Consider the following 13,279-nt stretch of genomic DNA (forward strand, 5'->3'; position numbering starts at 1 on the left):
CCCTGCAAAGGCGGCTTTGCCCTTTAAACACGCGGCCAAACCCTATATTGCCCCGCACGGACAAACCAAAGGAGACCCTGATGGGCTATCGCGTCGTTGTCGCCGGCGCCACGGGCAATGTGGGCCGCGAAATGCTGAACATCCTGGCCGAACGCCAGTTCCCGGTTGACGAGATTGCTGCGCTTGCATCGCGCAAATCTCTGGGCACCGAGGTGTCGTTCGGCGACAAGACCCTCAAGACCCAGGATCTCGATACCTTCGACTTCAAGGGCTGGGATATCGCGCTCTTCGCGATCGGCTCTGAGGCGACCAAGAAGTATGCCCCCGGCGCGGCCAAGGCAGGCTGCCTCGTGATCGACAACTCTTCGCTCTATCGCTACGACCACGACGTTCCGCTGATCGTGCCGGAGGTGAATGCCGATGCGATCGAGGGCTATGCCAAGCGGATGATCATCGCCAACCCCAACTGCTCCACGGCGCAGATGGTGGTGGCGCTGAAGCCGCTGCATGACCGGGCGAAGATCAAGCGCGTCGTGGTGAGCACCTACCAGTCGGTTTCGGGCGCGGGCAAAGGTGGCATGGACGAGCTCTGGGATCAGACCAAGGGCATGTATGTGCCCGGTCAGGAAAAGGCGCCTTCGACCTTCCAGAAGCAGATTGCCTTCAACGTGATCCCGCAGATCGACGTGTTCCTCGATGACGGTTCCACTAAGGAAGAGTGGAAGATGGTCGCCGAGACCAAGAAGATCATCGACAAGAACATCAAGGTCACGGCGACCTGCGTGCGGGTTCCGGTTTTCGTGGGCCACTCGGAAGCGGTCAACATCGAGACCGAGGAGTTTCTCGACGAGGACGAGGCACGTGACATCCTGCGCGAGGCGCCGGGGATCATGGTTGTCGATAAGCGCGAGCCGGGCGGCTACACGACGCCGGTGGAATGCGTCGGCGATTTTGCCACCTTCATCAGCCGGATCCGGCAGGACAGCACCATCGAGAACGGGCTGAACTTCTGGTGCGTCAGCGACAACCTGCGCAAGGGCGCGGCGCTGAACGCGGTGCAGATTGCCGAGCTCTACGGCAGCCGCGTGCTGAAGAAGGGCTAAGCCCGCAAGGGTGTGACAGCCCGCTCCGAAATTATTGCAGGGCCGGTCCAAGGATCGGCCCTTTGCATGCGTCAAACCTTGTGAACGGCGCCGATGCGCGCCGGGATACGCAGCTTGCTTTCGGGCTGGCGGAGGAGGATGCTCCGCGCCGAAGGCATTTGAGACAAGGATTTTGACCGATGAACAAACTGCTCTGGGCCACCGCCCTTTCGACCCTCCCCGCCCTTGCCAGCGCCGCCGATTTCACCGCGGCTGCGCCTGTGACGGGGGCCACCGTCTATCCGCAGGGGGCGACGGTGACGCGCACGGTTACGGCGGAAGTGCCCGCCGGAGCGCATCGCATCCTGTTTCCGGTGCGACAGGGGATGCTGAGCTACGGGCCGCCCCGCATTGTGCCTTCGGACGGGGTCGCGCTGGGCGCGACGCAGCTTCTGAGCGGCTACGTGACCGACCCCGAGACGATCTACTCCCCGGCGCAGCAGGCAACACAGGCGCGGGTGGAGGCGGTCGAGGATCAGGTGACCGCCAAGGCCGACGAGATCGCCCGGGCGCAGGTGGCGCTGGATGCGGCCAATGCGCGGCTGGAGTTTCTGGGCTCGGTGAAGGGCGGGGCGCTCGACAGCATCGACCCCGAGGCGCTGCGGGCCGCCGCCGGGCTGATCGGCAGCGAGACCGCCGCCGCTCAGCTTGAGAAGCAGCAGACCCAGGAGGCGCTGCGCGGGCTGGCGGAGGAGATGAAGGCGCTGAAGACCGAGCTGGAACAGGCGCAGGCCGACCTTGCCCGCCTCACCCCGCCCTCCGGGCCGGTCGACATGATGGCGGTTTCACTGGAGCTGGAGGCGGCGCAGGAGGTGGAGCTTGAGGTGGTCTACCTCGACGGTGCCGCCGCATGGCGCCCCGACTACGACCTGCGACTGACCCGTGGCGAGGCCGCCTCGATCGAGATCGACCGCAAGGCGGTGGTGCAGCAATACACCGGCGAGCTTTGGGACGGGATCGAGCTGGTGTTGTCCACCGCCGACCCCTTTGCCGGGATCGTGCCGAGCGAGCCCTATCCGAACCTCGCCCAGATCGGGAACGCGGCCTACAAGGGCCGGGTTGCGAGCAGTGCCACCTATGACACCGCCCGGGGTGCCGCAGAGTCCGAAGTGATGGAGGAGCCCATGGTGGAGGCCGCGCCCATCGTGGCAGGCCTCAAGGTGGAAGGCCTCGCCGTGACCTATGACTACCCGCGCCGGGTGACGCTGTCGCCCGATGCGGGGGAGGGGCTGCAACTGGCGCTGGATACGGTGACGCTGGAGGCGGAGGAAAAGATCATCGCCGCGCCGCGCACCGATGCCACCGCCTTCCTGCTGGCCGAGCTGCGCAACACCCTGCCCGAGCCGATCCTGCCGGGCGAGGCCTCTGTCTATCGCGACGGCGTCTTTGTCGGGCGCAACATGGTGCCGCTCATTCCGGCGGGGGCGGAGGAGGAGCTGTCGTTCGGGCCGCTGGAATCGGTGCGTCTGGAGTGGAAGCTCCTGAACAACGACACCGGCGACCGAGGAATCGTCAGCCGTTCGAACACCCGCGAGCAGGCGATGGAGTTCACCGTGGAGAACCTCAGCGATGAGTCGGTCGACCTGACGGCGCTTTATGCGCTGCCCTTCTCCGAGCAGGAAGACCTTGAGCTTGACGTCACTGCCCGCCCGGCCCCGACCCGCGAGGATTGGGAGAAGAAGCGTGGTGTGGGCGAATGGGACATGTCGCTGGCCCCGGGCGAGAAAAAGCTGGTGCGGATCGACGTGACCTTCGACTGGCCCACCGGCCCGGAGCTGATCTGGCAACCCTGAGACGGGGAAACAGCAAAGGGGCCGGAGCAGCGATGCTTCGGCCCCTTCTGCCTGCTGTGGCGCTCAATACTTCGGGTGCGCCGCGTTCATGATCTGGCGTTTGCGCACGGCGCGCTCGCGCTGCCAGATGTAGAGACCGGAACCGATGATGATGATCCCGCCCGCCAGCGTCCAGATCGTCGGCCATTGGTCGAAGACGAGGATGCCGGAGATCGCCGCGAGGAAGATCTGGCTGTAGACCATGGGGGCCAGGATCGAGGCATCGGCCCAGCGGTGCGCCGTGGTGGCGAGCACATGGCCGAACATGCCGAAGAAGCCGATGGCAAAGAGCACGACATATTGGGTGGTGGTTTGGGGCCATGTCCATGCCGCCAGCGCGAAGGGCGCCAGCACGACCGAGGCGATCCCGGCGGACCAGACCTGCTGGGTGGCGTTGGTTTCGACCCCCGCGAGCATCCGGGTCATGACGAAGTAGAGCGAGGCCAGGACCAGCGCCCCGAGCGAGAAGAACATCGCCGGGTGCCATTCGGCCCCCCAGGGCTGGATCACCACCAGCACCCCGAGAAAGCCCGTCGCCACCGCCAGAAAACGCCGCAGCCCGACCTTTTCGCCCAGCAGCGGGATTGCCAGAAGCGTGACCACGATGGGCCCGGCGAACATGATGGTGGTGGTCACGGTGATCGGCAGGAACTTGAGCGCGAAGAAGTTCAACACCGTGGAGCCGAACAGGAAGCTGGAGCGCAGGAACTGCTTGAGCGGGGCCCGCGAGCGGAAGCAGCCCAGCCCCTCCTGCGGAATATACATCAGGCAGGAATAGACGAAGTGGCCAAAGTAGCGGGCAAAGACCACCATCATCACCGGCAGGCCGGAGAGGGTGAGCCATTTGGCCGAGGTGTCGATGCAGATGAAAAAGCAGACCGCGAGCAGCATGGTAACGACGCCCGCTGCGGTGCGGTCTTCTCTTGGTAACGGATCGCTCAAGCGGATTGCCTCAGTTCGACATGCCGCCGTCGATGGCGATGCACTGCCCTGTCATGTAGCGACTTTCATCGCTGGCGAGGTAAAGTGCAAGGTCTGCAATCTCTTGCGGCAGCCCGATGCGGCCCATGGGCTGGCGGGCGACGAAGGCCTTCATGGCGGCCTCGTAATTGCCGGTGGCGCGCAGGCGCTCGTGCAGCGAGGGGCTGTCGACCGTGCCGGGGCAGATGGCGTTGCAGCGGATCGCATCGGTGATGCAATCGGCGGCGACGGATTTGGTGAGGCCCAGCACGGCGGCCTTGGAGGTGCCGTAGACGAAGCGGTTGGGCACGCCCATGATCGAGGAGGCCACGGAGGCGATATTGACGATCGCCCCGCCGCCCTTGCCCCGCAGGATCGGCAGCGCCGCCTGAATGGCGTGCATCTGCGCGCGGACGTTCAGGTTGATGGCAAAGTCGAGGTCGGCGTCACTCGCCTCTTCGATGGTGCCCGCGTGGACCACCCCGGCGCAGTTGACCAGCACATCGGGCGCGGCGGCCTGGATGGCGGAGGTCAGCGCGGCGCGGTCGAGCACGTCGAGCGCGAAGGTCTCGGCGTCGAGCCCGTCCAGCAGATCGGCCTTGAGATCGGTGGCCACCACCTGCGCCCCTTCGCGGGCGAAGGTTTCGGCAATCGCGCGGCCAATGCCCTGTCCGGCGGCGGTGATGAAGGCTTTCTTGCCTGCGAGTCTCATTTGGGGTCCTTTCCAAGGTTCTTGCCCATCCAGTCGACCAGCTCGGGCACCATGATCTCGCCGTCGCCGGTGGATTTGGCCTCTTGCAGCGTGGCATTGGCGGCGGTGGACATGCGGGAGTGCAGGCCGAGGTCGGCGGCCATCTGGCGGTAGTAGCCCACGTCCTTGGCGCCATTGGCGACCGAGAAGGCGAGGTCGATCTGGCCGTTCATCGCGTAGTTGCGGATGAAATCCATCATGCCGGAGTGGTTGGGACCGGCGGCCATGACATCGTAGAGCGCGCCGCGCTCGATGCCCGCCGCATCGGCCATGGCGAAGGCTTCCGACATAGAGGAGGCGGTTGTCATCGCAAAGAAATTGTTGATCAGCTTGATGGTGTGGCCATTGCCGGATTTGCCGAGGTGGAAGACGTTTTCGCCCAGCGTGTCGAGCACCGGCTTGACCGCGTCATACCCCGCCTTGTCGCCCGCGCACATGATGTTGAGCTGGCCCTTCTCGGCATGGGCCGGCGTGCGCCCGAGCGGGGCGTCGAGGTAGAGCGCGCCCTTTTCGGCAAGCGCGGCGGCGATCTTGAGGGTGGAGGCGGGCAGGGAGGTGCCGAAGTCGATCACGATCTGGCCGGGTTTGGCGCCTGCGAGCACGCCATCCTCGCCGAAGATGCGCCCCTCGACGTGTTCGGAGGTGCCCATGCAGAGCATCACGATATCGGCGGCCTCGGTCAGCTCGCGGGCGTTTGCGGCCTCGGAGCCGCCGCGCGCGATGGCTTCTTCGATGCCGCTGCGGTCACGGTTGCCAAGGGCGATCACCGGGTGTCCGGCCTCCTGCAAACATCCGACCATGGCGCGGCCCATCAGGCCGAGGCCGATGAAGCCTATGGTTTCTTTCGACATTTTCAAACTCCCGTATAGTCGCCCGGCACCTCTGCCGGGGTGATCGGCTTGCCGGATTTGCCCGAGAGGGCGGCGGCAAGGGTCATTTCCATGGCGGCGATCCCGTCGGCCCCGGTGCAGAGCACGGTATCGGTGCCGCCCGAGGCGACGGCGGCGAAACGCTCGATCTGGGCGAGCAGCGGGTCGATGCGCTCGAAGGCGGGGCCGGGGGTGCGGGCCAGCGGCTTGGACCATTCGATCTCACCCGGGCCGGAGCGGCCAAAGCGGGTGAGCGAGGGGAAGGCCAGCGCGCCCTCGGTGCCCACGAAACGCAGGTAATCCTCGCCCGATCCGGCGATGATCGGGTTTTCGTAGCTGGAGGCCTCGAAGTTCCAGGGCGAGGCCCCGGCATCGGAGACAAGGAAGGAGGCCAGCGCGCCGCCCGCAAAGCGGAAGGCCACGGCGGCGGTGTCTTCAATGACAAAGCCGCGCCGGGCGGAGGAGAGCAGGGCGGTGGCCTCTGTCATGTCGCCGACGAAGAAGCGCAGCAGGTCGATCTCGTGGGTGAGGTTGGTGAGCAAGGGGCCTGCGCCGGGGGCGCGGCGCCAGTCGACATCGTAGTAGGTGTCATGCTTGCGCAGGGACCAGAGGCCCTGCACGCCGACGAGATCGCCGGTTTCGGCCAGCGCGTCGCGGGCGGCGATGGAAAACGGGTGGCAGCGGCGGTGGTGGCCGGTGAAGAGCGGCAGGCCTGCGGTTTCGGCCTGCGTGACGAGGGTGCGGGCCTCGTCGAGCGTTGCCGCCGTGGGCTTTTCGACCAGCACGGCCCAGCCGCGCGACAGGCAGGCAGATGCTGAGGCGGCGTGGTCTTGCGTGGGGGTGGCGATGACGGCGGCGCGGGTTTCGGCCGGAACCTCCGCGATGCTGGCCACGGCGGTGAGGCCCTGCGCTTCCAGCTCGGCGCGGCGGGGGGCGTGGGGCTCGACCACGGCGGTGATCTGCACGGCGGGCGAAAGGCTCGCGACCTCGACGTGGCGCATGCCGATGGAGCCTGCGCCGATGATGCAGAGCGGGAGAGGGGTGGTCATCAAGCGGCCTCCTGCCGGGTGATCCGAAGGTCTGCCGTCACAGCCCGCTGTCGATCCCTACAATCGGGAGGCGAACAAGTGGAGGAGACGACATGCTGAAACAGATGATCGGGGCCATGGCCCTTGCCGCAATGCCCTGCGCCGCGCTGTCCGAGCAGACCTCGGGCGAGGTGGGGGGCTTTCCGCCGGAAGATATCGAGATGATGGTGAAGACGGGCGAGGGCGGGGCGCCGGAGGTGTCGGCGACCGAGTTCAAGCTGGCGCTGGGGGGCTACTACCGGTTCAACTTCACCTGCCCGGATGCGGTGGATGACCAGAGCGGATTTCACTTTGAATCCGAGGGGTTGATGACCAACGCCCATGTGCGCGTGGTCTCCGTTGGCGACATGGAGATCTACATGCAGGGGCTCGGCTTCAGGGCGCTGGAATGCGACGAGCCGGGCACGGTGAAGTTCAGCTTCCACCCGATGCGGGCGGGCAGCTATGACTTCATCGTGCGCGACCACAGTGAGCCGCCGCAGCAGGTGGAAGGGGTGTTCGTGGTCGAATAGCGGCCTCACATGACCGCCCCGATCTGCCAAGGGACGAACTCGTAATCGCCAAGGCCCTGCGCCTCGGACTTGCTCTGCTCGCCCGAGGCCATGCGCAGCCACATCTCGTAGATCTCGCGGCCCACCTCCTCAACCGAGGCGCCGCCGGTGAGGATGCGGCCTGCGTTCACGTCCATGTCTTCGGTCATCCGGTTGAACATCTCGGTGTTGGTGGCGACCTTCATCGAAGGCGAGGGCTTGGCCCCGAAAGCGGAGCCGCGCCCGGTGGTGAAACAGACGAGGTTGCAGCCCGAGGCGATCTGCCCGGTCACGGAGGCCGGGTCGTAGCCCGGGGAATCCATGAAGGTGAAGCCCTTGGCGGTGACTTCTTCGGCGTATTTGTAGACCCCCACCAGCGGCGTGGTGCCGCCCTTTGCCGCCGCGCCGAGGGACTTTTCGAGGATGGTCGTGAGGCCGCCCTTCTTGTTGCCGGGGCTTGGGTTATTGTCCATCGAGCCCTTGTTGCGGGCGGTGTAATCTTCCCACCACTTGATGAGGCCGATGAGCTTTTCGCCGGTGGCGCGGTCGACGGCGCGGGCGGTGAGCAGGTGCTCGGCGCCGTAGATCTCGGGGGTTTCGGCCAGAACGCCGGTGCCGCCCTGCGCCACCAGCAGATCGCAGGCGTAGCCGACGGCGGGGTTGGCGGTGACGCCGGACCATGCGTCGGAGCCGCCGCATTGCAGGGCGACGGTGAGATCGGAGGCGGGGCACTCTTCGCGCTGCACGTCGTTGACCAGCGGCAGCATGGCCTCGATCTTCTTGATGCCCAGCTCGACGGTTTTGCGCAACCCGCCGACATCCTGAATGTTCATGGTCTGGAACAGCGGTCCGGGCACGAGGCCGTAGGCTTCGATCAGCCAGTCGATCTGGTTCATCTCGCAGCCCAGCCCCGCCATCAGCACCGCGCCGATGTTGGGGTTCTTGGCGTAGCCCCACATGACCCGTTGCAGCGCCTCGAAGCCATCGCCATCGCCCGCCATGCCGCAGCCGGTGCCGTGGACGAAGGCGACGACGCCATCGACCTGCGGATAGGCCTCCAGCTTGTCGGGCGTGAAGTGGGCGGCGATCATCCGGGCGGCGGTGGCGGAGCAGTTCACCGAGGTGAGCACGGCGATGTAGTTGCGGGTGCCGACCTTGCCGGAGGCGCGGCGGTAGCCTTTGAAGGTATCGCGCCGGGTGGCCGGAGCGACGGGCCGCAGGTTGGTGGAGAACTCGTAGGCGGTGTCGACGTTGCGAAACTCGAGGTTGTGGCTGTGGACGTGTGCGCCTTGGGCGATGTCTTCTGCCGCGTAGCCGATCACCTGCGCGTATTTGCGCACCGGCGCGCCCTTGGCGATATCCTCGGCGGCCATCTTGTGGCCACGCGGGATGAGCTGGGTGGCGCCATCGGTGCCGACTTCGAGCGGGGTGATGGCGGTGACGACGTTGTCGTCGGGCGAAAGGCGGACGGTTTGGCTCATGATTGGCTCGTAATTGAGTATGGGAGTGGGTCAGGCGCAGACGGGGGCGGTGCCGTCCCAGCGGTGGATCGGAATATGCGGCTCGGGGGCGAGGCGGGTGCGGGTGTCTTCCCACATCTGTTTCCAGACGCGCCAGTCCTTCAGCTCGCTTTCGGGGTTGGCCCGCGAGCGGGCGACGAAATCGGGGAAGTGGGCGCGGCCGGTGGGCTGGCCGGTGACGTTGTAGCGGATGTCGAAGGACCAGCGGAAGGTGTCAGACACGTTGTCGAGCGACGCGTGGGGGGTCAGCGGGTGGAAGAGCACGGCGCCGCCGGCCTTGACCGGGAGGGGGCGGGCCTTGGTCTCGTCGAGCAGGCCTGGCGCGATGGAGGTCTGTTTCTGCGGGCAGTGCGGGTACATCTGCGGCTTGCCGGGGACCACTTGCAGGCAGCCGTTCTCCAGCGTGGCATCGGAGATGGCGAGCCAGACGGTGACGATCTCGGTGTCGTCGCCCTCGGCGTGGGCCACGGCGCGGTCCTGGTGCCAGTCGGTCGCCATGATGTGCGCGGTGGTCTCGGAGCCACGCAGGGTGCGCGAGGGGGGCTTGAGGCGGACGTGCTGGATCGGGTTGGAGGTGATCTCCGGGCCGATCAGGCATTCGACGAGGTCGAGCAGGCGGTCGCAGCGGAGCATGTCGAAGACGGCGGGGCCCTGGTGCATCGGCGTGTCGGCGTGGATCTCGCTGCCGGGCAGGGTGATGTCCATCGGCTGGAACCACTCGCAGCCGGCCTCGTAGCTCACCAGCAGCTTCTGCCAGAAATCCATCCCGCCGGGCGCTGGCACCCGGCCTTCCGCATGCCAGCCGTCGTAGAGGCGGTCGAGCAGGGTGGTGTATTCGGCCTTCACGGCCTCCAGCACGGCGGCGGGCAGGACGTTGTCGACGACGAGGACGCCTTCGGTGTTGAAGGTGTCGATCTGGGCTTGGGTGAGCATTTCGGTTCCTCCTCAGGCGCGGGTGGTTTCCAGCTGGTCCCAATCGAAGGTGACGCCGTGGCCCGGGGTTTCGGGGGCGGTGACGTGGCCTTCAACGACGGTCAGCGGGGTTTCGATGTAGTCGTTCAGCCCGAAGCTGTGCATTTCCAGGTAGCTCCGGTTGGGGCAGGCGGCGAGCAGGTGCACGGTTACGTCGTGGGCGCCGTGGCTGGTGACGGGCAGGTGGTGGGCCTCGGCGAGCGCGGCGATCTTCATGAAGCCGGTGACGCCGCCGCAGCCTGTAACATCCGGCTCGGGGTAGGAGATACCGCGTGAGTCGAAGAGGGTCTTGAACTCCCAGAGGGTGCGGAGGTTTTCGCCGGTGGCCAGCGGAACGCCGCCCTCGGAGAGAATGCGGGCATGGCCTGCGGGATCGTCGGGCGGGATCGGCTCTTCGAACCACGTGAGGTCGAAGTCGCGGAAGGCGCGGGCGGCGCGGATGGCCTGATCGACGGTGAACTTCATGTTGGCGTCGGTCATCAGCGGCATGTCGGGGCCGAAGGCGTCGCGCATGGCGGACATGCGGGCGACGTCTTCGCGGAGTGCGTCGCGGCCGCATTTGATCTTGATGTGGCGGTGGCCGTTCCCGAAGTTGCGGTGAGTCTGGTCGACCAGTTCGGAGGGCGAGAGGTGCAGATCGACGCCGCCCATGTAGCAGGGCACGGTGGCATCATAGCCGCCGAGCAGGCGCCAGAGGGGCAGGTTTGCGCGTTTGGCCTTGAGGTCCCAGAGCGCCATGTCGAGCGCGGAGAGAGCCATGACCGTTGGGCCGCCGCGCCCGCCGTAATGGGTGGCCCACCAGAGGTCTTTCCAAATCGCTTCGATCAGGTCTGCGTCGCGTCCCTGGACGCGGGGGGCCATCTCACGGGTGAGGATATTGGCGATGGCGCCGCCGTTGACGCCGCAGGTGTAGGTGTAGCCCATCCCCTCCGCGCCGTCGCTGTCGGTGACGCGGGCGGTGATGACCTCGAAATTCTCCATCGCGCCGTGCATCGAGTCTTCGAGCACGTTGGGAAGCGGGATGATGTAATGGTCGGCCTGAAGGCGGTCGATCTGGGCCATGGAATTGCGAGCTCCTTGCGGCCTGGAAAGGTGGGGCCGGGGCGGCGCTGGGCCGCCCCGGCGAAAGGGTGTGGTCTAAAGGAAGACCGAGACGATCGGCGGCCAGACCAGCAGGACCGCGAGGGCCAGAAGCTGGAGGCAGATGAAGGGCAGGAAGCCCCGGAAGATCGCCGTGAGGGTGATGTGCGGCGGGGCCACGGACTTGAGGTAGAAGGCCGCGGGGCCGAAGGGTGGCGACAGGAAGGAGACCTGCATGTTCATACAGAACACCACGCCGAACCAGATCGCCACGTGCCTTGCTTCGAGCCCGCCGAGGAAGCCGAGCTCTTCAACCGGGAGCTTGAGCACGATGGGCAGGAACACCGGCATGATCAGCAACACGATGCCGACCCAGTCCATGAACATCCCCATGATGAGGAAGATCAGCATCATCGCAAGGATCACGCCCATGGTGGGCAGGTCGGCGGCGAGGATGAGGTTGGCCACATAGGTTGGCCCGCCCGCGAGGGTGTAGGCTGCCGCGAGGGCTGCCGCACCGATGGTGACCCAGATGATCGTGCCGGTGGACTTGAGCGTGCGCATTAGGCTGTCCCAGACGATATCGAAGGTCATCTCTCGGCGCAGGACGGAGATGGTGAACACCGCCACCACGCCCATGCCGGCGGCCTCGGTGATACCGGTGATGCCCATGTAGATCGAGCCGAGCACAACGCCGATGACGATGACCGGGGCAACGAGGCCCTTGCCCATCTCCCAGCCTTCATTGGTGCGCTCGCGTCCCACAAGGAACACGGCGCCGAGGCAGAGCGCGAAGGCCAGCGCGATCCAGGGCATGTGATAGACCATGCCGAGCGCGATCGGATCTACGCCTTCGGTCATGTAGCCCTCGCCGGTGGCCCAGAAGAACACCGCCCGCAGGAACAGCACGCCGGTGATCCAGAGCCCGAAGTAGGCGAGGAAGCCGAGGAAACGCATGCCCTTTTCCTTGCCCACAACGGCGCCTTCTTCCTCGGGCGGCAGCGGGGCCAGCGAGGGGTTCAGGTTGGTTCGGATCAGGATATAGACGATGAAGAACGAGGCCAGCATGAAGCCGGGCAGGAAGGACGCGGTGAAGAGCGCCTTGATCGAGGTTTCCGTCACCAGCCCGTAGAAGATGAGCACGATGGACGGCGGGATCATGGTGCCGAGCGAGCCGGAGGCACAAATGGTGCCGATGGCGAGGTTCTGGTTATAGCCGAGCCGCAGCATCTGGGGCAGGGCGATGAGGCCCAGCAACACCACTTCGCCGCCGATGATCCCCGACATTGCAGCCATGATGACGGCCATGACCGAGGTGACGATGGCGATGCCGCCGCGCATCCGGGAAAGCCAGACGTTCAGCGAGTTGTACATGTCCTTGGCGATGCCGGTGCGTTCGAGCAGGGCTGCCATGAAGATGAACAGGGGTATCGAGATGAGAACGTAGTTCGTCATCTGCCGATACACGGCCTGGCCGAGCACCGAGAAGGGGCCTTTGCCGAAGTCGCGGAACAGGATGTCGACGTCGAACTTGAGGATTAGCGTCACCACCGCGAGGAAGGCGGAGGCGAAGCCGAGGGGCATGCCGATGGCAAGCAGGATGAACATGCCTGCAAGAACGAGCAGGCTGAGGGTGCCGATATCGACCATTGATCAGTCCTCCAGCGTCTTGCGGATGTTTTCGATCTCTTGCTCGTCGAGCTCGTCGGTGTGGTGCTCGGGGGCCTTGTTCCAATCTGCGATGAGGTTGGAGACGGCCTGCACTGCGACGAGGCAGATGATGAAGAGAATGGTGGCCTTCATGGTGCCGGGAATGGGCGGATCCCATGCCGTGCCGAAGGTTTCCATCCGCAGCAGGCGGGTTTTGGCATCGCCGTAGCCGCCCCAGACCAGCGCGAAGGTGAAACCGACGATGAGGCCGACCGAGACGCAATCGGCGGTTTTCTGGGCCCAGCGGGGCATGATGTCGTAGATCACGTAGATCCGGATGTGGCTGCGCTGTTGCATGGCGTACTGCCCGGCAAACAGGAACACCACGCCGGCGATCCAGAGCGAAAGCTCGTTGGCCCAGAGCGTGGGCCGCGAGAATACGTAGCGCGAGACCACCTCGTAGAACATGACGATCACGATCAGGCCGATCATGATCATCGCCATGCGCGAGGTGACGAGCGAAAGAATGTCGAAGAAGCCTGCGGGCTTATCCTCGATCGGACCGATGAAGTCCGAGAGGTAGATCGAGCCGAAGAGGATCGACAGGAAGGCCGAGCCGAGCATCAGGTAGACGACGGGCTTGCCCGAGGGGCGGATCATTTCGTGCATGCCGTAGGCATCGTCGAAGATCAGGTTGTTGACGATCAGCCAGAGCCAGACCAGCCCCGCCAGTGCAGTGAAGCCGATGGCCGCAATCCGGACCGGGCCTCGCAGCCCTCCGAGCCATACGCTTTCTTTTTCGAGAATTTCCGACACGGCGCGCCTCCCCAAGCGGTCATGTGATGAGTGCAGCCTTGCGTGCTGCGAAGAAGCGGCGAGCCCCGG

The 13,279-nt window shown here is 65.6% G+C and carries 12 protein-coding genes; 3 read left to right on the top strand and 9 right to left on the bottom strand.

The window, feature by feature from the left end:
- The first annotated feature begins 80 nt into the window (after positions 1 to 80).
- Both GTH22_RS18955 and GTH22_RS18960 read left to right on the top strand, forming a co-directional pair.
- Complete coding sequence (locus GTH22_RS18955; RefSeq protein ID WP_252947148.1) at positions 81 to 1,103, top strand: aspartate-semialdehyde dehydrogenase; 1,023 nt, start codon at positions 81 to 83, stop codon at positions 1,101 to 1,103.
- A gap of 179 nt (positions 1,104 to 1,282) precedes the next feature.
- Complete coding sequence (locus GTH22_RS18960; RefSeq protein WP_252947149.1) at positions 1,283 to 2,935, top strand: DUF4139 domain-containing protein; 1,653 nt, start codon at positions 1,283 to 1,285, stop codon at positions 2,933 to 2,935.
- A 63-nt stretch (positions 2,936 to 2,998) separates the two neighbouring features.
- Here GTH22_RS18960 and GTH22_RS18965 read toward each other — a convergent pair whose 3' ends face one another.
- The 4 genes from GTH22_RS18965 to GTH22_RS18980 all read right to left on the bottom strand — a co-directional run bounded on the left by GTH22_RS18965 (position 2,999) and on the right by GTH22_RS18980 (position 6,603).
- The gene (locus GTH22_RS18965; protein ID WP_252947150.1) at positions 2,999 to 3,865 is read right to left on the bottom strand and encodes a DMT family transporter; all 867 of its coding nucleotides are present in this window, start codon (positions 3,863 to 3,865) and stop codon (positions 2,999 to 3,001) included.
- 61 nt (positions 3,866 to 3,926) lie between these two features.
- Positions 3,927 to 4,646 carry an SDR family oxidoreductase gene (locus GTH22_RS18970; protein WP_252947151.1) on the bottom strand — a complete coding sequence of 240 codons (720 nt, stop codon included), beginning with the start codon at positions 4,644 to 4,646 and terminating at the stop codon, positions 3,927 to 3,929.
- Positions 4,643 to 5,536, bottom strand: coding sequence for an NAD(P)-dependent oxidoreductase (locus tag GTH22_RS18975; RefSeq protein WP_252947152.1), 894 nt, complete (start codon positions 5,534 to 5,536; stop codon positions 4,643 to 4,645). The genes GTH22_RS18970 and GTH22_RS18975 overlap by 4 nt, the downstream gene beginning before the upstream one ends.
- A 2-nt stretch (positions 5,537 to 5,538) precedes the next feature.
- Complete coding sequence (locus tag GTH22_RS18980; RefSeq protein WP_252947153.1) at positions 5,539 to 6,603, bottom strand: Gfo/Idh/MocA family protein; 1,065 nt, start codon at positions 6,601 to 6,603, stop codon at positions 5,539 to 5,541.
- Positions 6,604 to 6,695: 92 nt separating this feature from the next.
- On the opposite strand from GTH22_RS18980, the gene GTH22_RS18985 reads away from it, so the two are divergent.
- Positions 6,696 to 7,154, top strand: coding sequence for a hypothetical protein (locus tag GTH22_RS18985; protein ID WP_252947154.1), 459 nt, complete (start codon positions 6,696 to 6,698; stop codon positions 7,152 to 7,154).
- Positions 7,155 to 7,159: 5 nt separating this feature from the next.
- Here the strand turns inward: GTH22_RS18985 and GTH22_RS18990 are convergent, their stop codons facing one another.
- The 5 genes from GTH22_RS18990 to GTH22_RS19010 form a co-directional block, all read right to left on the bottom strand.
- Positions 7,160 to 8,653: a UxaA family hydrolase gene (locus GTH22_RS18990; RefSeq protein ID WP_252947155.1), complete on the bottom strand. Its 1,494-nt coding sequence runs from the start codon at positions 8,651 to 8,653 to the stop codon at positions 7,160 to 7,162.
- Between the two features lie 30 nt (positions 8,654 to 8,683).
- Complete coding sequence (locus tag GTH22_RS18995) at positions 8,684 to 9,625, bottom strand: phytanoyl-CoA dioxygenase family protein (RefSeq protein WP_252947156.1); 942 nt, start codon at positions 9,623 to 9,625, stop codon at positions 8,684 to 8,686.
- A gap of 12 nt (positions 9,626 to 9,637) precedes the next feature.
- Positions 9,638 to 10,726, bottom strand: a complete 1,089-nt coding sequence (locus GTH22_RS19000; RefSeq protein ID WP_252947157.1) for a mandelate racemase/muconate lactonizing enzyme family protein — start codon at positions 10,724 to 10,726, stop codon at positions 9,638 to 9,640.
- Positions 10,727 to 10,801: 75 nt separating this feature from the next.
- Positions 10,802 to 12,394: a TRAP transporter large permease subunit gene (locus GTH22_RS19005; protein WP_252947158.1), complete on the bottom strand. Its 1,593-nt coding sequence runs from the start codon at positions 12,392 to 12,394 to the stop codon at positions 10,802 to 10,804.
- Between the two features lie 3 nt (positions 12,395 to 12,397).
- Entirely contained in the window at positions 12,398 to 13,210 is an 813-nt protein-coding gene (locus GTH22_RS19010) for a TRAP transporter small permease subunit (protein WP_252947159.1), read from the bottom strand.
- Positions 13,211 to 13,279: the final 69 nt, after the last annotated feature.

Source organism: Oceanicola sp. 502str15, assembly GCF_024105635.1.
Lineage (GTDB): Bacteria > Pseudomonadota > Alphaproteobacteria > Rhodobacterales > Rhodobacteraceae > Vannielia.

Coding starts and splice junctions, on each gene's coding strand:
- GTH22_RS19005 (WP_252947158.1), bottom strand. CDS start 12,394: ATGGTCGATATCGGCACCCTCAGCCTGCTCGTTCTTGCAGGCATGTTC.
- GTH22_RS18960 (WP_252947149.1), top strand. CDS start 1,283: ATGAACAAACTGCTCTGGGCCACCGCCCTTTCGACCCTCCCCGCCCTT.
- GTH22_RS18955 (WP_252947148.1), top strand. CDS start 81: ATGGGCTATCGCGTCGTTGTCGCCGGCGCCACGGGCAATGTGGGCCGC.
- GTH22_RS19000 (WP_252947157.1), bottom strand. CDS start 10,726: ATGGCCCAGATCGACCGCCTTCAGGCCGACCATTACATCATCCCGCTT.
- GTH22_RS18990 (WP_252947155.1), bottom strand. CDS start 8,653: ATGAGCCAAACCGTCCGCCTTTCGCCCGACGACAACGTCGTCACCGCC.
- GTH22_RS18995 (WP_252947156.1), bottom strand. CDS start 9,625: ATGCTCACCCAAGCCCAGATCGACACCTTCAACACCGAAGGCGTCCTC.
- GTH22_RS18970 (WP_252947151.1), bottom strand. CDS start 4,646: ATGAGACTCGCAGGCAAGAAAGCCTTCATCACCGCCGCCGGACAGGGC.
- GTH22_RS18980 (WP_252947153.1), bottom strand. CDS start 6,603: ATGACCACCCCTCTCCCGCTCTGCATCATCGGCGCAGGCTCCATCGGC.
- GTH22_RS18985 (WP_252947154.1), top strand. CDS start 6,696: ATGCTGAAACAGATGATCGGGGCCATGGCCCTTGCCGCAATGCCCTGC.
- GTH22_RS18975 (WP_252947152.1), bottom strand. CDS start 5,536: ATGTCGAAAGAAACCATAGGCTTCATCGGCCTCGGCCTGATGGGCCGC.
- GTH22_RS18965 (WP_252947150.1), bottom strand. CDS start 3,865: ATGCTGCTCGCGGTCTGCTTTTTCATCTGCATCGACACCTCGGCCAAA.